This is a genomic window from Shimwellia blattae DSM 4481 = NBRC 105725 (assembly GCF_000262305.1).
In the GTDB taxonomy this organism is placed as follows: Bacteria; Pseudomonadota; Gammaproteobacteria; order Enterobacterales; family Enterobacteriaceae; genus Shimwellia; species Shimwellia blattae.
Genome location: NC_017910.1, coordinates 2,287,939 through 2,308,066, shown reverse-complemented (window position 1 = coordinate 2,308,066; position 20,128 = coordinate 2,287,939). Strand labels below are relative to the sequence as shown.

Annotated in this window: 16 protein-coding genes; 5 read left to right on the top strand and 11 right to left on the bottom strand. The window is 56.4% G+C overall.

Going from position 1 to position 20,128, the window contains the following annotated elements; all coding sequences use genetic code 11:
• Positions 1-25: 25 nt before the first annotated feature.
• Positions 26-931 (top strand): GntR family transcriptional regulator YhfZ, encoded by a 906-nt coding sequence (yhfZ, locus tag EBL_RS10860; protein WP_002440431.1) that lies wholly within the window; start codon positions 26-28, stop codon positions 929-931.
• Between the two features lie 60 nt (positions 932-991).
• Here yhfZ and EBL_RS10855 read toward each other — a convergent pair whose 3' ends face one another.
• Positions 992-2,545, bottom strand: coding sequence for a YdgA family protein (locus EBL_RS10855; protein WP_002440432.1), 1,554 nt, complete (start codon positions 2,543-2,545; stop codon positions 992-994).
• Between the two features lie 98 nt (positions 2,546-2,643).
• Positions 2,644-3,822: a mannose-6-phosphate isomerase gene (manA, locus tag EBL_RS10850; RefSeq protein WP_002440433.1), complete on the bottom strand. Its 1,179-nt coding sequence runs from the start codon at positions 3,820-3,822 to the stop codon at positions 2,644-2,646.
• Positions 3,823-4,044: 222 nt separating this feature from the next.
• Here manA and fumA point away from each other — a divergent pair, with 222 nt between their 5' ends.
• A complete protein-coding gene (fumA, locus tag EBL_RS10845) occupies positions 4,045-5,691 on the top strand; it encodes a class I fumarate hydratase FumA (RefSeq protein ID WP_002440434.1) in 1,647 nt (548 codons plus the stop codon).
• 263 nt (positions 5,692-5,954) lie between these two features.
• On the opposite strand, the gene EBL_RS10835 is transcribed toward fumA, so the two are convergent.
• Positions 5,955-6,647 carry a hypothetical protein gene (locus tag EBL_RS10835; RefSeq protein WP_002440436.1) on the bottom strand — a complete coding sequence of 231 codons (693 nt, stop codon included), beginning with the start codon at positions 6,645-6,647 and terminating at the stop codon, positions 5,955-5,957.
• Positions 6,648-6,704: 57 nt separating this feature from the next.
• On the bottom strand, positions 6,705-7,184 hold the full coding sequence (locus EBL_RS10830; protein WP_002440437.1) for an Hcp family type VI secretion system effector: 480 nt from the start codon (positions 7,182-7,184) through the stop codon (positions 6,705-6,707).
• 481 nt (positions 7,185-7,665) lie between these two features.
• Here EBL_RS10830 and fumC point away from each other — a divergent pair, with 481 nt between their 5' ends.
• Positions 7,666-9,063 carry a class II fumarate hydratase gene (gene fumC, locus EBL_RS10825; protein WP_002440438.1) on the top strand — a complete coding sequence of 466 codons (1,398 nt, stop codon included), beginning with the start codon at positions 7,666-7,668 and terminating at the stop codon, positions 9,061-9,063.
• A gap of 1 nt (position 9,064) precedes the next feature.
• On the opposite strand, the gene tus is transcribed toward fumC, so the two are convergent.
• The 6 genes from tus to ydgH all read right to left on the bottom strand — a co-directional run bounded on the left by tus (position 9,065) and on the right by ydgH (position 15,481).
• Positions 9,065-9,997 carry a DNA replication terminus site-binding protein gene (tus, locus tag EBL_RS10820; RefSeq protein ID WP_002440439.1) on the bottom strand — a complete coding sequence of 311 codons (933 nt, stop codon included), beginning with the start codon at positions 9,995-9,997 and terminating at the stop codon, positions 9,065-9,067.
• Positions 9,998-10,116: 119 nt separating this feature from the next.
• Positions 10,117-11,415 carry a two-component system sensor histidine kinase RstB gene (gene rstB, locus EBL_RS10815; RefSeq protein WP_002440440.1) on the bottom strand — a complete coding sequence of 433 codons (1,299 nt, stop codon included), beginning with the start codon at positions 11,413-11,415 and terminating at the stop codon, positions 10,117-10,119.
• Entirely contained in the window at positions 11,415-12,140 is a 726-nt protein-coding gene (gene rstA, locus EBL_RS10810; RefSeq protein WP_002440441.1) for a two-component system response regulator RstA, read from the bottom strand. Before rstA ends, rstB begins: the two co-directional genes overlap by 1 nt.
• A gap of 76 nt (positions 12,141-12,216) precedes the next feature.
• Positions 12,217-12,942, bottom strand: coding sequence for a dihydromonapterin reductase (gene folM / locus EBL_RS10805; protein WP_002440442.1), 726 nt, complete (start codon positions 12,940-12,942; stop codon positions 12,217-12,219).
• Positions 12,943-12,964: 22 nt separating this feature from the next.
• Entirely contained in the window at positions 12,965-14,347 is a 1,383-nt protein-coding gene (locus EBL_RS10800; protein WP_002440443.1) for an amino acid permease, read from the bottom strand.
• A 180-nt stretch (positions 14,348-14,527) separates the two neighbouring features.
• Positions 14,528-15,481: a DUF1471 family protein YdgH gene (ydgH, locus tag EBL_RS10795; protein ID WP_002440444.1), complete on the bottom strand. Its 954-nt coding sequence runs from the start codon at positions 15,479-15,481 to the stop codon at positions 14,528-14,530.
• Positions 15,482-16,087: 606 nt separating this feature from the next.
• On the opposite strand from ydgH, the gene pntA reads away from it, so the two are divergent.
• Positions 16,088-17,617: a Re/Si-specific NAD(P)(+) transhydrogenase subunit alpha gene (gene pntA / locus EBL_RS10790; protein WP_002440446.1), complete on the top strand. Its 1,530-nt coding sequence runs from the start codon at positions 16,088-16,090 to the stop codon at positions 17,615-17,617.
• Positions 17,618-17,627: 10 nt separating this feature from the next.
• Positions 17,628-19,016, top strand: a complete 1,389-nt coding sequence (pntB, locus tag EBL_RS10785) for a Re/Si-specific NAD(P)(+) transhydrogenase subunit beta (protein WP_002440447.1) — start codon at positions 17,628-17,630, stop codon at positions 19,014-19,016.
• A gap of 58 nt (positions 19,017-19,074) precedes the next feature.
• Here the strand turns inward: pntB and uspE are convergent, their stop codons facing one another.
• Positions 19,075-20,037 carry a universal stress protein UspE gene (gene uspE, locus EBL_RS10780; protein ID WP_002440448.1) on the bottom strand — a complete coding sequence of 321 codons (963 nt, stop codon included), beginning with the start codon at positions 20,035-20,037 and terminating at the stop codon, positions 19,075-19,077.
• Positions 20,038-20,128 lie beyond the last annotated feature (91 nt).

Below are 20,128 nucleotides of genomic sequence, written 5' to 3'. Positions count from 1 at the left end.
TCATAAAAATGAATATGTTATCTTCATGTCGCGATATCTGAAAAAAGAAGGGCTGGCGCTGCGTTACCTGGCCATGTATCTGATGTCCCTGCGGCCAGGGGATCGTTTAAAACCCATCAGTGCGCTGCGCCTGGACTCCGGCTTATCCGTGGGGTTGTTACAGGGCGCGCTGATGAGCCTGGAGCAGGGGGGATGTGTGCAGATCCAGCGCCAGGGCCGCAACGGCAGCCTGCTGAGCCAGGTGGATTACCCGGCACTGCTACGCTATGCAGATATTCCCGCGCTGGTTTGCGCCATGCCGCTGCCCTACACCAAAAAATATGAAGGGTTAGCCACCGGGCTCAGGCAGGCATTCAGCGGTGTGCCGTTCTGGTTTGCCCATATGAGCGGGGCGGATGTGCGGGTAGAGTGCCTGTGTAATGGCCTGTATGACATGGCCGTGATGTCGCGCCTGGCGGCGGAGTATTACTGTGCCGCGCCCGATTGCCGGGTGGAGATTGCCATTTTGTCCGGGCCGGACACCTGTGCCCGACACGGGGTAATCCGCCGCCAGGGCGATAAAGGGCCGGTAAAACGTGTCGCCCTGGACAGTCGCTCTCTCGATCAGCGCATCCTGACCCGGGAGCAGTTCCCCCGGGAGGCGGTTGACTATATCGAAATCTCTTATCACCACTGCCTGCACAGCCTGGCCCAGGGGATGGTTGATGCGGTGGTCTGGAATACGGAAGATCCGGACAGTATCGCGCTGCGCGGGCTGAGCGCAACCCCGCTGGCGCCATCGGACTTTGTCCGTAGTGCGGCTGAAGCCGCTGTTGTTATCCGGAAGGGGGATGCCACTACCCGGCAACTGCTGAGCACGTTTGTGGATGTGTCACAGGTGGTCGCCTGCCAGCAGCAGGTGATCAGAGGGGAGTGCGATCCCCGGTATTGATCCGTGGTGCACTTATCAGAAGCAAAGAGGGAGAGTACGTATTCCCTCTTTGCGGGGCTATTATTGCTGTGGCTGTGGCTGTGGCTGTGGCTGTGGCTGTGGCTGTGGCTGTGGCTGTGGCTGTGGCTGTGGCTGTGGCTGTTCCGGGGCCGTGTCGGACACGGTCATCCCGAACATCGCCAGGAAATCAACCAGCGGCATCTGTTTGCCGTTAAGGGTGACCTGGCCTGCGTTGTACTGCAGACTGCTGAGGATTTTTTGGTCTTCGGTGGTAGTCAGGCGGAACATCTGCCCCATAGCGGCCACCCCTTTAACCTGCTGATCGGCAAGTTTGGCGGCATCCTCTTCCTGATATCCTTCCAGCTTCGCTACCTGGGTCATCAGCCGGGTGGCCATATCAATGGGGACAACCAGCTTACTGTCGAGGGATTTAATGCTCCCGCCGAGCAGTTGATCATTACCGGCGTTCTGGCCGCTGGCCTGGGGATCTTTTAACGCCACGGTCAGATTCAGCGTGCTCTCGCCTTTGTCATTCTTCCAGCTGAGCGGGGCAATGGTGACGACCGGATCGCCTTTTAGCAGCAGGGGCAGGTTGCCAAAGAGAATGTCCATCACGCTTTCGGTGTAGTCCTCTTCGGTATTGCTCTTGTCCAGCAGGGCGCGGGTCTGGGCGTTGTACTTCTGGCTGAATTCATGCAGCGCAGCCCCGTCGACACCGGCGAATTTCAGCGCCAGCTTGCCGCTACCCATATCCTGACCCTGAACTTTCAGGGCATCCAGCCCGTAATCGAAACTGGCATCCAGATGTTTACCGTCTTTGGCAATATCCGACAGCCCGTTGAGGCTAAAGCCCTCCAGTACAGCCATCTCTTTGCCTTCGATGGCAATAGACGCCTTCGCAACTGCCACTTTCTGGTGGCCGATACGCTCGCCAAAATCGGCCAGTTTGCTGGTGCCGTCGGTATTCAGGCCGTTGGTGGTCAGCAGAACGTGCTGACCATAGTCATTACGCGTGCTGATGACGGTGCTATCTGCATTACCGGTAACGGACACACTGTTAGCGTCGCTGTCGACATCGGTACTGATGGTGGCACCACTGAAGTCGATTTTGTCCTGATCTTTTTCATAATTGAGCGCCAGTAACTGGATCTCTGAGGCGGTGGCCCCGCTGTAGCCGATGCGGGTTTGGGCATCAATAAACGACTGGCCGTGGGTCATCTCAAACAGGTGGCGGGTGGTGTCGTTATTAACCAGGGTGGTATGTACCGACGCCATTGAAGGGATCAGATTCAGGTGCTTAAGCTGTGCCAGCGGCAGCGGGCCGTGGCTTAAGGTCTCGTTCAGGACCACTTTCTGGCCCGCTTTCAGCCAGCCGCTGGCTTTGCTGTCCGGGCTAATCACCAGTTGCATCTGGCTGGTAAACAGGCCGCGCTGGTAATTGGCATAGCTCACGATCACCCCGGAATCCGGCGCCGTTTGCTGTAACTGGCTATTGGCGGTGGCTATCAATTCTGCTATCCGGCCTTCGAGCTGCTTCCCTGTATACCATGACGCGCCGGTCCAGACAGCACCGAGAGCAACAATGACGCCGACGGCGACGAGTGATTTTTTCATCGTTCGGTTTCCATATTAATGCCGGGCCGCGTATGGCCCGGGATGAGTTCTTACTTCCACAACCAAGAGTAGCAATCCCTGCTTCAAAGATCAGTAACTTAGTTCAGAACGTTATACACCCTGGCAAGGGTGCCCTGGCCACTGATGCTGACCGGCGCCTCGCTGGCGCTGATAAAAGCCGATTCACCCGGGCGCAGCACCAGGGTTTCGTTCTCTTTCTGTAGCCGGGCCTCGCCCGCCACGCAGAACACAATGGCTGCGCTTTCCTGATCCAGTGGCGCGGGGGCTGCGTGCAGAGTATGCAGCGAAAACGCGAAATCCTCCACCGGTACGGGGAAATCCAGCTCATCGCCGTGCCGCTGCGGGTGGGCCAGCAACTGATCTGCCGGTTTAGCCACAAACTGCACATTCGCCAGCAGCTCCGGAATATCCATATATTTTGGGGTCAGCCCGGCACGCAGTACGTTGTCTGAATTGGCCATCACCTCCAGCCCGACACCGTTCAGGTAGGCATGGGGGGTTTCGGCAGACAGGAACATCGCCTCTGCGGGCTGTAGCTGTATCACGTTGAGCAGCAGCGGGGAGAATAACCCGCTGTCATCCGGGTAGAATTCCGCAATTGCGCGCACCGTATCCCAGGGCTCGCCGGACTGGGTTTGCAGCGCCTGGCGCAGTACCGCCAGCGCCTGTGCTTTTTCCGCCCCGTTCAGGCCGAGCAGGCCGCCAAACAGGCGACGCAGGTGCCCGGCATCCGGCTGGCGGATAAACTCGCCAATCAGCGGGTGGGCGGCGGCGACCGGGGCCAGTAATGCGGCAATCTCACTAAATACCCGAAATCCGTTCATTGCCCGAAACGGGGTGAGGGCGAAAACCAGCTCCGGTTTGTGGTTGGGATCTTTGTAATTGCGGTGGGCGGCATCCAGGGGGATACCGGCGCTATTTTCGCGGGCAAAACCTGCTTCGGCGGCGGGTTTGCTGGGGTGCACCTGGATGGAGAGCGGCTGGGCGGCGCACAGCACTTTAAACAGAAACGGCAGCTCACCAAAACGGGCTGCCACCCGCGAGCCCAGTGCCCCTGCCGGATCGGCGGCAATGCACTCTCTTAGTGACACTGTCACGCCATCATGAGATTGCACTGTGGAGCTGCTCTTCGGGTGGGCACCCATCCATAACTCGGCCATCGGTTGCTGATCCGGGTTGTGGATACCGTACAGTTCGGTTAACGCGGTTTTGCTGCCCCAGGCGTAATGCTGGATAGCATTGTGTAGTCGCTGCATGATTAATGCCCTGTATTTTTAAAAGAAATGCCTGGCGCTATTAAAACAATTTTAGCCCGGGAAGTAACCTGCAGTGGCAAAAACACGGACTCTTCTCGGTTTTGTTAATTAAATGTGTCAATATAGTGGCAACGGATGCTTTACCGCACTCCGATGACGGAATGTACCCGGGAAGGGCGGAAAGCATGGGCTTAACTTACTGAAGTAACAGGTGAGAAAACAATGTCAAATAAACCCTTTTATTATCAGGCACCTTTTCCTCTGGGAGAGGACAAAACTGAGTATTATTTGCTGAGTAAGGACCATGTTTCCGTGGCCGAGTTTGAAGGCCAGGAGGTTATCAAAGTCGCCCCCGAGGCGCTGACGCTGCTGGCGCAGCACGCCTTTCACGATGCCTCGTTTATGCTGCGCCCGGCGCATCAGCAACAGGTTGCCGCCATTCTTGACGATCCCGAAGCCAGCGAAAACGATAAATATGTCGCGCTGCAGTTCCTGCGCAACTCCGATATTGCCGCAAAAGGTATTCTGCCAACCTGCCAGGACACCGGCACGGCGATTATCGTGGGCAAAAAAGGCCAGCGTGTATGGACTGGCGGCGGTGATGAAGAAGCCCTCTCCCGGGGAGTTTATAACACCTTTATTGAAGATAACCTGCGCTACTCCCAGAACGCGGCGCTGGATATGTACAAAGAGGTGAATACCGGCAGCAACCTGCCTGCTCAGATAGATCTCTACAGTACCGACGGCGACGAGTATAAATTCCTGTGTATCGCCAAAGGCGGCGGCTCTGCCAATAAAACCTACCTCTACCAGGAGACCAAGGCGCTGCTCAGCCCCGGAAAACTGAAAGATTTCCTGGTTGAGAAGATGCGTACCCTGGGGACCGCCGCCTGCCCGCCGTACCATATCGCTTTTGTGATTGGCGGAACCTCGGCCGAGGCGACCCTGAAAACCGTGAAACTGGCCTCAACCAAATATTACGACGGCCTGCCCACCGAAGGGAATGAGCACGGGGTGGCGTTTCGCGATCTGGCGCTGGAGGAGGAGCTGCTCCAGGAGGCCCGTAACCTCGGGCTGGGCGCCCAGTTTGGCGGTAAATATTTCGCCCACGACGTGCGGGTGATCCGCCTGCCGCGCCACGGGGCATCCTGCCCGGTGGGCATGGGGGTTTCCTGCTCGGCGGACCGTAACATCAAAGGGAAAATTAACCGCGACGGGATCTGGCTGGAAAAACTGGAACACAACCCGGGCAAATATATCCCGGAAAGCCTGCGCCAGGCCGGGGAAGGGGAAGCCGTAAAAGTGGATCTTAACCGGCCAATGGCGGAGATCCTCAAACAACTTTCTCAGTATCCGGTCTCTACCCGTCTTTCCCTGACCGGTACGATTATTGTCGGGCGTGATATTGCCCACGCGAAGCTGAAAGAGCGCCTGGATGCCGGTGAGGGGCTGCCCCAGTATGTGAAAGATCACCCCATCTACTACGCAGGCCCGGCGAAAACCCCGGAAGGTTTACCCTCCGGCTCTTTAGGGCCGACCACTGCCGGGCGGATGGACTCGTATGTTGATCTGCTGCAGTCCCAGGGGGGGAGCATGATCATGCTGGCAAAAGGCAACCGCAGCCAGCAGGTAACGGATGCCTGCCGCAGGCACGGTGGCTTCTATCTGGGCAGCATCGGCGGCCCGGCGGCGGTACTGGCCCAGCAGAGTATCAAGCATCTGGAGTGCGTGGAGTACCCGGAACTGGGAATGGAAGCCATCTGGAAGATTGAGGTGGAAGATTTCCCGGCGTTTATCCTCGTGGATGATAAAGGGAATGATTTCTTCCAGCAGATCCTGACCTCGCAGTGCAGCCGCTGCGCGAAATAATCGCCTGACGGCCCAGGGCCCTTTGCCGGCACCCGCCGGTAAAGGGCCGCATCATCCGGGGGCAGGCTGCGGCTACCATTTCACGTAACGATCAAAAATAACCAGAACAACGACGAAAAATATGGGCACAGGCCATACTGGTCCTTCAGGGAAAAGCTGTATCAGGAGGATGGCGAAAAAGAGAGTCAGTAACGCAGGGCCATACATCGAAAATAATGACTTAAGTAATCGCTTAATAATTCTTTTTAAAATGTTCATGATGTTTACTGAACCATCCTGGTGATAATTTCGGCAATATCACTATCCGATGTCCATTGTGCTTTAAATGCCCCGGCCCGCTCAAACAGTGGTTCGATCAGAAAATACATCATCTCCAGTTCCTGAGCATATAACGCAGCGTAGTAGGTCGGGGATAAAAGGCGAAGGCGATGTGCACTCTCTGCCGCTTTTTGCACCACACCATATAGACCTATGGATGCGATTCCTCTTGATACCCAACTACTGACTGACGCACTCATTTCAAGGCGTAAATTCATACCAATGGCGACGGCTGCTGCTGTGGCTAACGCGAATCCTGTATTGGTGAGTGAGCTTGCAGCAATATGAATGTTTACTGCCATTAAATTTTTTTTGATATATTCTATTTGATCAGATGTTTTGTACAAAAATATCTCTTTAAAGTAGATATTAAGCATCTCATGCACAACATCTTGATTTCTGAGAATATAGTAAACACCTTTGGTGAATCGGATATCTTCTGTTTTTTGTTGCTGGCAAACATCCTGATACTCCTCCGTAAAGCAGGATATGTAGTACAGCATACGTGTTGCACCTGCACCTGTTATTGAAACCTGCCTTGATACCGCCTCTCTTACACCCGCTAATGCATGGTCGAGCTTTCTGGCGAGAATATTATTCGTCTGTAAATAAGAGATAACCTCATTGCTGTAGTTCATAACCATTCCTTACCAGGTATGATGTATTATCCGGGGGGACGCTGAGGACTGCAGTTATTAGCCGTAGAAAAGATCGTTCCATGAATCACGATAGATAATATTCCCATCCGTATACCTCCAGGTGATCGCTGAGTAACGTAATTCAAGTGTTTCAAGATGAGTGCTGCTGATACCTCCTGGCGACAGGTATGGAGCAACCGTGGTGAACTTGACATTTTCCATTATGATATTGAAATACTCGGCCTCAACGCCTGATTCCAGAATGCGGTACATCCTGATAATCCCTCGCTTCATGGTACGCCCTTCACAGACAGCGCGGTACAGGAGTGGTGTTGTCTGATCAAACTCCTTCACTATCGTGATCGGGCTGTGTACACGCGTACCAGTTAGTTTTCCCCATTTGGGATCAACGGGAATAGTGATACCGTGAGAGAATGATTTTAATTCGATAGAGCCCAGCCGCTGTGGCATTAAACAACTGCCAGTAATCGGGGAACCATTTTCATCTTCAAGCCATAAATGTGCGGGAGTAGACATTTTATTTCCTTATAAATAAATTTAAGATAACGTAAATTTTGACTGCTACCATTTCACGTAGCGATAAAAAATAACTCTTACGAATACAAAAAATACGGATGTGAGCCAGATGGGGCTATCAGAGAACAATAACCCTTGTTTTTCGATGTTTTGTTGCTGGCAAACATCCTGATATTCCTCTGTAAAGCGGGATATGCAGTACATGGCCACGTCTTACTCATCAATATTTACTCCGGGTTATCTGTGTAAGGGGTTATAAAAGAGATTGCTAACGTACCAGCTATATGCAACGGCGTCTGTTGTGGTTTTATCTGAAATACGCTTATGATTTTTACTGCCCGCAGCAACCCGCTGGCGGATATGATTCACTGGCGTCAGGATGACCGCCCCGGGACAATTACAGGCAAGCGCGAATTCGCCGGATGTTACCTGTACCGGGCTACACTTTTAGTCATAACTGGCTATCAACAAGGAGCGCATAATGACCACCACCCGTATTGAAAAAGACTCAATGGGCAATATTGAGGTTCCCGCAGCCAGGCTATGGGGCGCCCAGACCCAGCGTTCGCTGGAACATTTTCGCATCTCCAGTGAAAAAATGCCCCCGGCGCTTATCCGGGCGCTGGCGCTGACGAAGCGCGCCTCTGCCCGGGTTAATGTGGATCTCGGCCTGCTGGATGCGGATCGTGCCGGGGCCATTATTGCGGCTGCTGATGAGGTGCTGGCCGGGCAGCATGATGCGGAGTTCCCGCTCGCCATCTGGCAGACCGGCTCCGGCACCCAGACCAACATGAATATGAACGAAGTGCTGGCCAACCGGGCCAGTGAACTGCTGGGGGGCGAGCGGGGCATGGCCAGACGGGTACACCCCAATGATGACGTTAACAAGAGCCAGAGCTCTAACGATGTGTTCCCCACGGCCATGCACGTGGCGGCGCTGATCGCCGTGCGCACACAGCTGATCCCGGCCATCAGCCAGCTGCGCGCAACCCTGGCGCAGAAAGCTACCGACTGCCGGGATATTGTTAAAATTGGCCGCACCCACCTGCAGGATGCCACACCGCTGACCCTCGGCCAGGAGATTTCCGGCTGGGTCGCCATGCTGGAGAACAGCCTGCGCCATATTGATGCCAGCCTGCCGCATCTGGCGGAGCTGGCGCTGGGGGGAACCGCGGTTGGCACCGGGCTGAACACGCACCCGGAATATGCCCGGCGGGTGGCAGATGAGCTGGCCGCGCTCACCAGCCAGCCGTTTGTGACGGCCCCGAACAAGTTTGAAGCCCTGGCCACCTGTGATGCCTTAGTCCAAACGCATGGCGCCCTGAAAGGGCTGGCGGCCAGCATGATGAAAATTGCCAACGATGTGCGCTGGCTGGCCTCCGGCCCGCGCTGCGGGATTGGCGAAATCAGCATTCCGGAAAATGAGCCCGGCAGCTCGATTATGCCGGGGAAAGTGAACCCCACCCAGTGCGAGGCGGTCACCATGCTGTGTTGCCAGGTGATGGGCAACGATGTGGCGGTCAGTATTGGCGGGGCGTCCGGGAACTTTGAGCTTAACGTGTACCGGCCCATGATCATTCATAACCTGTTGCAGTCCGTGCGCCTGCTGGCCGACGGGATAACCAGCTTTAATACCCACTGTGCGGCCGGTATCACCCCGAACCGCCAGCGTATAGACAAACTGCTGAATGAGTCCCTGATGCTGGTCACTGCCCTTAACCCCCATATCGGGTACGACAAAGCAGCAGAAATTGCCAAAAAAGCGCACCGGGAAGGGCTGACCCTGAAACAGTCGGCACTGCAACTGGGCTACCTCACCGAACAGGAGTTTGACCGCTGGGTACGCCCCCGGGAGATGACCGGCAGCCTGCACCCCTGAGTTACGGCTCTGCCAGCCAGACGTGCAGCCGCGGGATAAGCAAACGCAGCGGCTGCGCCTCTGGCCGGTAACGGTGGCGAATATTGTCTGCGTCGTAGTTCAGCAACTCGCCCATATCCGGAATGGCTTCACCCGCCTCGCGCTGGCACAGGGCCAGCAGCGGAGAGGGGCAGGCGTACTGGACCTGGCGCTGTTGCCCGGCATACCACACCCGGGCCACGGGCTGCACTTTCACCGGGCGTTTGATTTTCAGCCGGGCGCTGGCGGGCAGGGCGGCAACGTCCTGGTATTCGCGGGCGACATTCTCCAGCCAGCGTTCCCGGTCTTTTACCGGCACCGTTCGCGGGTTATTCAGGCTCTTTTCCAGGGTGGCGAGCAGCTCATCCCGGCTCAGGTTTTTGATTATCTGCTTATTTGCCCAGCCAAAATTAATGGTCGACGGGTTATCCAGCACGGTGATCCGGCGATAGGCGTTCAGTGTCAGCAGGCCAGGAAAGCGCTGGTGGACCCACTCAAACCGGGCTCCGGGGGCAATGCCGGACTCCACCGTAATAATCTGCTCAAACCCGGCCTTTAACGTATTGATATCGTTAATAAGCGCCTGAAGTGCGGTTTTTTGTGACGGTGTCACGTTATAGCATAATGCACCAGGCAGCCGCACGGCGGCTTTGGTGCTGCGCTTTTCTGACTGCTGCTGAATAAACAGATGGGTGAAGTGGCTGAGGGTGGCCCGGGCGGCCGCCTTACCGGTGAGCTGTTCAACGGCAATCTCCGCCAGCGGTTCGTGCTCTGCGCCTTTGTCGATATCCGGCAGGCGGAACACCCGGGCCACCAGTAGCCGGGTGTCGGCCAGTTCGCTATTTAGCTGCTGCAGGCGGCTTTCCAGGGTGCTGAAGGTGAGCCTCAGGCGCTCTGTCAGAGAGTAGCGGGTCATACAGAACCTCATAATTGGCGGAAAAAGGGTCTTTAGTTACAACATGCTTATTATTTTTTAGCACGCTGCCCGGGGTGAGTCCAGCGCCGCCATCATATTTTCCGCAAGGGGGCCTTGCCTTAGCGGTGGGGAGCCCCGGGCCCGGTGAGCGGCGGCCAGGTAAAGCGGAAACTCGCCCCGCCGGCAACATTATCCGCCACGCTCACCTGGCCCCCCATCGCCTGGGCAATGGAATAGACAATCGCCAGCCCCAGCCCGCAGCCGCCGGTGGCCCGGTCGCGGCTGGGATCCAGGCGCACAAAGGGCTCGAAGACCCGCTCCCGCTCGGCGGCAGGAATACCGGGGCCGTCGTCGTCCACCTGCAGGCAGGCAAGGTTATTCTCACAGCGCAAAGAGATCCGCACCCGCTGCCGACTGTAGCGCAGGGCGTTATTCACCAGATTATCCACCACCCGGGCCATCAGGCGCAGATCCACCAGGCCAAACCCGGCCCCGGGGGGCGCATCAAGCGTTATCTCCCGGTGGGGGGCGATCAGGCGCAAATCGGCCGTGTGTTGATCCAGCCAGGCGGGCAAGTCTGTGGCGCTGAGGTGAAGCTCGTTTTGCGGGCGATCCAGGCGGGCATAGGTCAGCAGCTCCTCGATAAGCGACTCCAGCTGCCCGATATCCCGGTTCAGCGCCTGCTCTTCCTCTTCGCTGAGGTTATCACTCATCGCCAGCCGGTAGCGCAGGCGCACCAGCGGTGTGCGCAGCTCGTGGGCAATGCCGTCAATCAGCTGCTTTTTACTGGCGATCAGCGCATTGATATTGTCCGCCATCTGGTTAAAGGCAATGCCCAGCCGCTCAAAACTGGAGTCGCTGTCAAAATGGATCCGCTCATCCAGGTGACCGCGGCCAAAGCGCTGGGCCGCGTTCTCAATCTTCAGCATGTCCTGCCAGTGGGGGCGCATCCAGATAAACACCGGAACCGCCAGAGAGATGGCAATCAGCGCCATCAGCGCAATATCCAGCAGGCGCATCTGGTGCAGGTAGAACAGATACGGAATCGGCCCTACGGCAAGCACATAGTGGCTGCGGGGGATGCGCTGAATAAAGGTGTACTCCTCATCCAGGGCGATAATATCCCCCTTGTGCAGGCGCCGGGTGGAGGCGGCATCAAGCCTGAATTTATCCAGCGGTTCGATATGCAGCTCAAAAGAGAGGTTGAGATCGAGGTCATCAATGGTTTTATTCCAGTCCCGGGGCGGGATCTCCCGTAATTCGCTGCGCATCAGGTACAGGGAGCTTTTCATCAGATCGTCCAGCGACTGGCGACCGGCCCGCTCGGCGGTGAACTTATAAACCAGCCCGACCAGCATGGTCATGACCAGAAAGCAGACGAACAGCAGCAGGTAGAACTGGATAAACAGTTTTTTCATCAGCGCTGGCTTTCCCAGGCGTGGGGGGCGAAAAGATACCCCTTATTACGCACGGTTTTGATTCGGTAGGGCTCGGTCGCGTTGTCAGACAGCTTTTTACGCAACCGGGAGATAGCCACATCTATACTGCGGTCCAGCCCGTCGTAGGCCACCCCGCGCAGATTTCTGAGCAGGGCATCCCGGTCCATAATTTCGCCCGCGTGGGTGGCCAGCGTCCAGAGCAGGTCAAAATCGGCGGTAGAGAGCACGACCGTCTCCTCACCGAGGGTGACCTGGCGGTTAAGCGGATCGATACACAGGGTGCCAAAGCGTATGGCGGTATGGGTTTTTTGCGCAGCGGATTCTGCCGCCTGGCTGTGCATGGCCTCATGCTGGCGCAGGTGCAGACGCAGGCGGGCCAGCAGCACGGCAGGAGGGGTGGTTTTGAGAATATAGTCACTGGCGCCCATCTCCAGGGCCAGAATATGGTTCATGTCGCTGTCAAGGGAGGTGAGCAGAACGATAGGGCCCTCCCACTGGGGGCGCAGATCGCGACACAGCGTCATGCCGTCTTTACCGGGCAGCATAATATCCAGCAGTACCAGGTCCGGCGCCTGCTCGCGGATCACCGCCTCTGCCCGGTCACCCCGGCTTTCCACCACAACATCAATATCGTGCTTGCCCAGATAGGCAGAGATAAGCGCCCCGACGTCGGGATCATCTTCAACAAAAACGATTTTACTCATAGCACATCTGATTAACGAAAAAAGCTAACATACACGCATCCCCGGCGAAGCGCTATTCACTAAGGGTAACAAGGCGTTAGCGCAGATGGCGCCCGCCATCTACCGCGTGGCTCCGGCCGGTAACGTAACGCGAGCGCAGCAAATAGCTCACCAGCTCAACGATCTCCTGCTCACCGGGGGCGATTTTCATCAGCGATTTATCCAGCGCCTGCTGGCGGTAGCTGTCGCTGTCATCCGGGTGAAACATAATCAGCGCCGGGGCGATGGCGTTCACTTTCACCTCCGGGGCAAATTTACGCGCGAAGGAGAGGGTCATATTCTCCAGGGCCGCTTTACTGGCGGCATAGGCAATGTGCTTGTCGCTGCCGCGCCCGGCAACGTAGTCCGTGAAGTGGATAATATCCGCCCCGGCAGGGCCCTGGCCGCACAGCAAGTCGCTCAGTAAATGGTTCAGCAGGTAGGGGGCGTTAACGTGGATTTGCAGCATGGTCGCCAGGGTTTCTGTTAGCGGCACGTCGGCAGATTCCGGCAACCACTGGCTGGCGTTGTGGATAAGCGCGCGCAGGCTACCGGCCTGTTCGCGGACCTGTGCGGCGAAGGCAGTGACCCCCTGAGAGGTGCTGAAATCCGCCGCCAGGCAGACCACGCCGAGGGCTTCAAGCTGCGCAACTTCCGGGTAACGGGTGCGGTAGCTGATTATCACCGGCTGGCCGGTGTGAATAAAATGGCGGGCGAGGGCCAGCCCGATACGGCGGCCCCCACCGGTGATTACAACCGGGCGCTGCAGACGTGGTGTTGCCATAACAGTGTCCTGAAACCGGGCCCTAGCCGATCAGCATCCATGTGGCGGGCACAGTGGCCGCGAGGATCAGTCCAATCAGTGCTTTTTCCCGGGTAGCCAGAGGAATATCGTGGCGGTGAGTATAGCGAGCATAGAGGAAGACCAGCAAGCCCGGCGCATACAGCACCACGGAGAGCATCAGGTGGGTCGGGCCGGAGGCATACAGTAACCAGACCCCGTAGATGCAGGCGCCGATACCGGTTATCGTCTGGGCCGGTGTGCGGGCCATTTTGAGCAAAAAGGCCCCCACCAGCAGATACGGCACGAGGATCATTTCTGAGGCGATAGTCAGCAGGGTGTTGTAGTCAGAATCGGTCGCCCAGATCAGCACCAGGCAGATCTGCACGCTGATGTTGGTCAGCCACAGGGAAGCCGCCGGTGCATTATTGCGGTTTTGTCTGGCGAAGATACGCGGAAACGCCCGGTGGGTTGCTGCCAGAAACGGCACTTCAGCGGCCATAATGGTCCAGCTGAGGTAGGCGCCACAGACTGAGATAATCAGACCGGCGGCGATGATCACATCCCCCCAGGGGCCTATCATACTGACCATCAGTGTGGCCATTGACGGGTTGCGCATTTCTGCCAGCTCACTGCGTGGCACCACGCCAACGGAGAGCAGCGTCACCAGTAAATAGACCAGTAGCGCCGCCATCACTGCCAGCAGCGTTGCCCGGCCCACATCCTTTTTATGGCGGGCGCGGGCAGAGACCACCACCGCACCCTCCACCCCAATAAACACCCACAGGGTAATGAGCATGGTGTTTTTAACCTGCTCCCAGACCGGCACACCCAGCTCAACGCCGGTAAAATCCAGCTTAAAGGTGGACAGCTTAAACGCCAGCAGGGCAAGGACAATAAACAGCCCGAGGGGCACCAGCTTGGCCAGGGTGGCTATCAGGTTAATACCGGCGGCGGTCTGCACCCCGCGCAGCACCAGCCAGTGGACTATCCATAAAAGAAGCGAGGCGCCAACAATCGCCTGCCAGGTGTTACCGTCGCCAAAAATCCGCGCCGACGGGGTATCCGTGAAAAAGCTCAGGGCGGAGAAGACAATCACCAGGTAGGAGACGTTAGCGATCACCGCACACAGCCAGTACCCCCAGGCAGAGCAGAAGCCGATAAGCTCGCCAAACCCCTCCCGGGCGTAGGTGAAAATGCCGCCGTCCAGATCGGGGCGCAGGCGGGTCAGCAATAACATGGCCAGAGCCAGAAATAAGATACCGATACCGGTAATCGCCCAGCCAATCAGTAACGCTGACGGGCTCGCTACTTCGGCCATGTTCTGAGGCAGGCTGAAGACACCGGCACCCAGCATGGAGCTCAGTACCAGTGCGGTCAGTGCAGCAAGACCTAATTTTTTTTCCATATTTCCACTCTGTACTTAACGGATACCTCAGCATAATTATTTTGCAAAAGCGCATAATCATGGCGGCATATACTGTGGCGCGCGATTTTACGGAGTGACGGGCAGGGATGCAATGATAAGAGACATAAAAAGCCTGGAAATATCCCGCGCCGCCGCAGGGGGCGACAGCGCGGGGGCGGATTATTTGTAGAGATCGGCGCTGACGGTCATATTGCTGCCATTACCCTGCCACTGGCGGGTAATGTGGTAATACTTCGCGCCTTTCTGGGCAGCCCGCTTGCCCACCTGGTAGGAGACGTCCGTCATACTGTTAAAACGCCCGGAGAATTTAATACTGTCGAACGGCACCATTTGCGCCGCCGCGGCTTTATTCAGCTCTTCTACTTTCGTGCCGTCAGGTAAAGTTACAGTGTAACGACCGCCCTGAGTGGTCTGGGTTTCGAAGAACCGGCCAACGTCTGAAGTCGGGGTATCCGGTGAGGCAACGCCCGGGATCTCCACTTTGGTGGCTGCCACGCCCCCGGTGGCCAGGGCGGCACGGCCCGCGTCAGAATCGGCCGGGATCACCGCCTCCCGGGACTGGACGACGCGTGGCTTCGCGTCTGCTTTGTAGATAAACGCCGTGATACGCTGGTTCCCGCCCTGGTTGGCATCTACCTGGCGCACAATAAAGAACGAGGCGGCCCCTTTGGCTTTTGCCGCTTTGGTGATGGCGTCGTTGACTTCCGGCTGGTTGCGGTAAAAGCCCTGAACGGTCACCGTATCAAAAGGCTCCAGCCCGTAGGCTTTCTCTTTGGGCAGTTCGGTTACCCCGTTGATCACCCGGTATTTGGGTTCATCTGCTTTGGGGGCGTCTGCGCGGTAGACATCGGCAACAACGCGCCAGTTGCCGCCATTGCCGCTGTCGTTACTGTCCTGAATATAAAAAGAGGCTGCACCCATGCTGTCTGCGCGGCGGGAAACGGCTTTAACGGCATCGCCAATGGCGTTAAAGCGCCCGGTAATGGTGATGCGATCGTAGGGTTTTAACGCTGCGGCCTGTTCCGGCGTCAGCTCCGTTGCGGCCAGCGCCGGGAATGTCGCGGCTGTTGCTGCCAGTAACGTGGTTGCCAGAAAGGTGTTCTTAAGTTTCATAAAAATGGTCCTTCGCCTTGCGCAAAAATTTTATTGTTAGTGCGCGTATACCCTTCAGCCCGCCTGCCCACTGGCACCAGCCAGGCACCGGCAGCGGGTGGCTGTCGGGTATCGCTATTTGCCCGAGTAGTGGCTGATTATGCATTGATTTATCCGTACTGTCTGCGTCAATTTTGTTCGTTACCGGCAAGAGAAAAGCTACGTCACACTACTTTTTACTAAATGGTGAAAAATACCCCGTTGGGCAACACATTTCGTCTGAGCAGATAAATTATTGCGTTAATATATTGTTAATTGCATCTGCCAGCCCCGTGATTAATCATGTTTTCACGCGCCGGATGAGCGCAATATCGGCTTTTTAAAAAGAAAATAAGCAAATATTACTGTGTTCACGGCGCCGGGATCCTTTTTTGGCGTGAAGAGAATAATTGTTGTGGTACAGAACTAGATCGCAATCGCTATTTTCAGTAGGTTATATAAAGTTTGTTACGGAGGGGTTCTTCTGAAGCTAAACACTTTGCTTGTTTATGTTTCGCTGTAGCCACGGGTTATAGTTATTCAGGATAAGCATTCACCATCAATAAAATCCGATGGAAGGGACATGTTATGCAAATTGGTGTACCAAAAGAGCGGCTGGCCGGGGAGACCCGGGTGGCAGCAACGCCAAAAACCACAGAGCAACTGCTGAAGCTCGGGTTTAGTGTTGTGGTTGAGCATCAGGCCGGTAAGCTGGCCAGTTTTGACGATCAGGCGTTTACAGATGCGGGCGCCACGATGGTGGATACGGCGGCTGTCTGGCAGTCTGACATTATTCTTAAAGTGAATGCGCCAGAGCCGCAAGAAATAGAATTAATGCGGGAAGGTACATTATTAATCAGCTTTATCTGGCCGGCACAAAACCCGGCGCTGATGGCGCAACTGGCTGAGCGTAAGATAAGCGTTATGGCGATGGATTCCGTGCCGCGTATTTCCCGGGCCCAGTCGCTGGATGCCCTCAGTTCTATGGCGAATATTGCCGGATACCGGGCCATTGTGGAGTCGGCCCATGAATTTGGCCGCTTCTTCACCGGGCAAATTACCGCCGCCGGGAAAGTGCCCCCGGCAAAAGTGATGGTAATTGGCGCCGGGGTTGCCGGGCTGGCCGCCATTGGCGCCGCCGGTAGCCTGGGGGCGATTGTGCGGGCGTTCGATACCCGCCCGGAAGTGAAAGAGCAGGTCCAGAGTATGGGGGCTGAATTCCTCGAACTGGATTTTAAAGAGGAAGCGGGCAGCGGCGATGGTTACGCCAAAGTGATGTCCGAGGCGTTTATTAAAGCCGAAATGGCGCTGTTCGCCCGCCAGGCCCGGGAAGTGGATATTATCGTCACGACGGCGCTTATCCCCGGCAAACCGGCGCCGACGCTTATCACCCGCGAGATGGTAGACAGCATGCAACCCGGGAGCGTGATAGTCGATCTGGCGGCCCAGAACGGCGGCAACTGTGAATACACTGTACCGGGTGAGATCTTCACCACCCCTCACGGGGTGAAAATCATCGGCTATACGGATCTGGCCGGGCGTCTGCCGACCCAGTCCTCCCAGCTTTACGGCACCAACCTGGTGAACCTGCTGAAACTGTTGTGCAAAGAGAAAGACGGCACCGTTAATATCGACTTTGATGACGTGGTAATCCGCGGTGTTACTGTGGTGCGCGACGGGGAAGTCACCTGGCCTGCGCCGCCGATTCAGGTCTCTGCACAGCCCCAGGCGGCACCCGCCAGTAAACCGGCGGAAAAAGCGCCTGCGGCACCGGCCTCCGGGTGGCGTAAATATACCCTGTTCGCACTGGCGATTATCCTGTTTGGCTGCCTGGCCAACGTGGCGCCTGCGGAGTTCCTTGGCCACTTTACGGTGTTCGCGCTCTCCTGCGTGGTGGGTTATTACGTGGTGTGGAATGTCAGCCATGCGCTGCATACGCCGTTAATGTCGGTCACGAATGCTATCTCCGGGATTATTGTTGTCGGGGCGCTGCTGCAGATTGGCCACGGCGGCTGGGTCAGCTTTCTGAGTTTTATCGCGGTACTGATTGCCAGTATCAATATTTTTGGTGGCTTCACCGTTACTCAGCGCATGCTGAAAATGTTCCGGAAGAACTAAGGGGTAACAGATGTCTGGAGGATTAGTTACAGCTGCATACATTGTTGCCGCGATCCTGTTTATTTTCAGCCTGGCGGGGCTCTCCCGTCACGAAACTTCCCGGCGCGGTAACCTGCTGGGGATCATCGGGATGGCTATCGCCCTGGTGGCGACAATTTTCGGCCCCCATGCGGGTAATATCGGCTGGATCATCGTGGCGATGATTATTGGCGGCGGGATAGGTATTCACCTGGCGCGTAAAGTCGAAATGACGGAGATGCCCGAACTGGTGGCGATCCTGCACAGCTTTGTTGGCCTGGCGGCGGTGCTGGTTGGCTTTAACAGCTATATCGACCATGCCCCGGGAATGCAGCCGGTGATGGAGAATATCCACCTTACAGAGGTGTTTATCGGTATCTTTATCGGGGCGGTGACGTTTACCGGCTCGGTTGTGGCCTACGGGAAGCTGCACGGTAAGATCTCATCAAAACCGCTGATGCTGCCAAATCGCCATAAGCTGAATCTGGCGGCGCTGGTGGTTTCCCTGGTGTTGTTGCTGATTTTTGTCCGCACAGAAAGCACCGGGCTGCAGGTGCTGGCGCTGTTAGTGATGACGGCCATCGCCCTGGCGTTTGGCTGGCATCTGGTGGCTTCTATCGGTGGTGCGGATATGCCGGTAGTGGTGTCAATGCTGAACTCCTATTCGGGCTGGGCGGCGGCGGCGGCGGGTTTTATGCTCAGCAACGATCTGCTGATTGTGACCGGCGCGCTGGTGGGCTCCTCCGGTGCCATTCTGTCTTACATTATGTGTAAGGCGATGAACCGCTCCTTTATCAGCGTGATTGCCGGGGGCTTTGGCACGGACGGGGCGGTCTCTTCAGGTGATGAAGAGACCGGTGAGTACCGGGAGATCACCGCCGAAGAGACAGCCGATCTGCTGAAGAACTCCTCGTCGGTTATCATCACGCCGGGCTACGGTATGGCGGTGGCTCAGGCCCAGTATCCGGTGGCGGAAATTACCGAGCGCCTGCGGGCCAGGGGCATTAATGTCCGCTTTGGTATCCACCCGGTTGCCGGGCGTCTGCCGGGCCATATGAACGTGCTGCTGGCAGAGGCCAAAGTGCCCTACGACGTGGTGCTGGAGATGGACGAAATTAACGATGACTTTGCCGATACGGATACGGTGCTGGTGATTGGCGCGAACGACACGGTCAACCCGGCGGCGCTGGAAGATCCAAACAGCCCGATCGCCGGTATGCCGGTGCTGGAAGTCTGGAAAGCCCAGAACGTGGTGGTGTTTAAGCGCTCAATGAACACCGGTTACGCGGGTGTGCAGAATCCGCTGTTCTTTAAAGAGAATACGCAGATGCTGTTTGGCGATGCGAAGCAGACCGTGGAGGCTATCCTGAAGGCGCTGTAAGGATAGTGGATGCGTAAAAAAGCCTGCCTTCCGGCAGGCTTTTTTTCAGGCGTGAAGATCAATCGTCGTCTTCTTCATCGTCTTCGTCGTCGTACTCGTCGGGGGTTTCGTTGTTGTTGGGCTTAATGGCCAGCAGATCGCAGCGCAGGTGGTCGATCACCTGTTCCGCCGTATTGCCGAGGAACGCCGCAGAGATCCCGGTACGGCCAACTGTACCCAGTACCACAATACCGGCTTCCAGATGCTCGGCCAGATCAGGGATAACCTCTTCAGGCAGCCCTTTTTCCACATGGGTGAATTTTTCCGCTATGCCGAACTGCTGGCGCAGTGCTTTCATTGCCAGCAGGTGCTGGCCGCGGATGGCATCGTTATACACGGACGGGTCAAAATCAGGCAGCTCAATGGCGATGTTAATCGGGGTTGAGGGGTAGGCCCCCACCAGGTGAACTTCCGTATGGTTAACGTGATCCGCAAGCTCCAGGGTTTCCCGCACCAGTTTTTTGTTCAGGGCATCGTGGTAGGGCTCTTCGCTGGCCAGGTTGACCGCCACCAGGGCTTTGCCGGAATCCGGCCAGGGCTGGTCTTTGACCATCCACACCGGGCAGGGGCATTTGCGCAACAGGTGCCAGTCAGTCGGGGTGAAGATAACCGCTTCCAGCTTGTCGTGCTGGTGGGCCATTTTCAGTAGCAGATCGTGGTTGCCGCTTTTGACTTCGTTGATGATCGCCTCAAAAGGACGGTTGTGCCAGACCACTTTGATCTCAATAGGCACACCTGCCTCAATATAATATTTCGCCTGTTCTTTTATCCACTCTGTCCGCTGGGCAATGACACCCTTGCGCATGGCTGTACGCTCGTCCGGTGAGAGGAGCGTCGTCATTTCATAGGAAAAATCATAGATCGGTAAAAAGGCTTTAATTTTACCGCCAATCCGTTGATACAAATACACCGCGCGGCGCAGGGCAGGCTGATCGTCCTGATTGGGTTCAATTGCCACCAGCATATTTTGATATTTAGCCATACAGGGTCTCCTTACAACTGTAAACCACAGTCTGTAATTTAAGATTAACCCATATGCCGGAATTGAAACAGGGGGAGAGAACATACCGGAT

Coding starts and splice junctions, on each gene's coding strand:
- EBL_RS10835 (WP_002440436.1), bottom strand. CDS start 6,647: ATGAACTACAGCAATGAGGTTATCTCTTATTTACAGACGAATAATATT.
- fumA (WP_002440434.1), top strand. CDS start 4,045: ATGTCAAATAAACCCTTTTATTATCAGGCACCTTTTCCTCTGGGAGAG.
- fumC (WP_002440438.1), top strand. CDS start 7,666: ATGACCACCACCCGTATTGAAAAAGACTCAATGGGCAATATTGAGGTT.
- uspE (WP_002440448.1), bottom strand. CDS start 20,037: ATGGCTAAATATCAAAATATGCTGGTGGCAATTGAACCCAATCAGGAC.
- tus (WP_002440439.1), bottom strand. CDS start 9,997: ATGACCCGCTACTCTCTGACAGAGCGCCTGAGGCTCACCTTCAGCACC.
- pntA (WP_002440446.1), top strand. CDS start 16,088: ATGCAAATTGGTGTACCAAAAGAGCGGCTGGCCGGGGAGACCCGGGTG.
- EBL_RS10800 (WP_002440443.1), bottom strand. CDS start 14,347: ATGGAAAAAAAATTAGGTCTTGCTGCACTGACCGCACTGGTACTGAGC.
- EBL_RS10855 (WP_002440432.1), bottom strand. CDS start 2,545: ATGAAAAAATCACTCGTCGCCGTCGGCGTCATTGTTGCTCTCGGTGCT.
- EBL_RS10830 (WP_002440437.1), bottom strand. CDS start 7,184: ATGTCTACTCCCGCACATTTATGGCTTGAAGATGAAAATGGTTCCCCG.
- ydgH (WP_002440444.1), bottom strand. CDS start 15,481: ATGAAACTTAAGAACACCTTTCTGGCAACCACGTTACTGGCAGCAACA.
- rstA (WP_002440441.1), bottom strand. CDS start 12,140: ATGAGTAAAATCGTTTTTGTTGAAGATGATCCCGACGTCGGGGCGCTT.
- pntB (WP_002440447.1), top strand. CDS start 17,628: ATGTCTGGAGGATTAGTTACAGCTGCATACATTGTTGCCGCGATCCTG.
- rstB (WP_002440440.1), bottom strand. CDS start 11,415: ATGAAAAAACTGTTTATCCAGTTCTACCTGCTGCTGTTCGTCTGCTTT.
- manA (WP_002440433.1), bottom strand. CDS start 3,822: ATGCAGCGACTACACAATGCTATCCAGCATTACGCCTGGGGCAGCAAA.
- yhfZ (WP_002440431.1), top strand. CDS start 26: ATGTCGCGATATCTGAAAAAAGAAGGGCTGGCGCTGCGTTACCTGGCC.
- folM (WP_002440442.1), bottom strand. CDS start 12,942: ATGGCAACACCACGTCTGCAGCGCCCGGTTGTAATCACCGGTGGGGGC.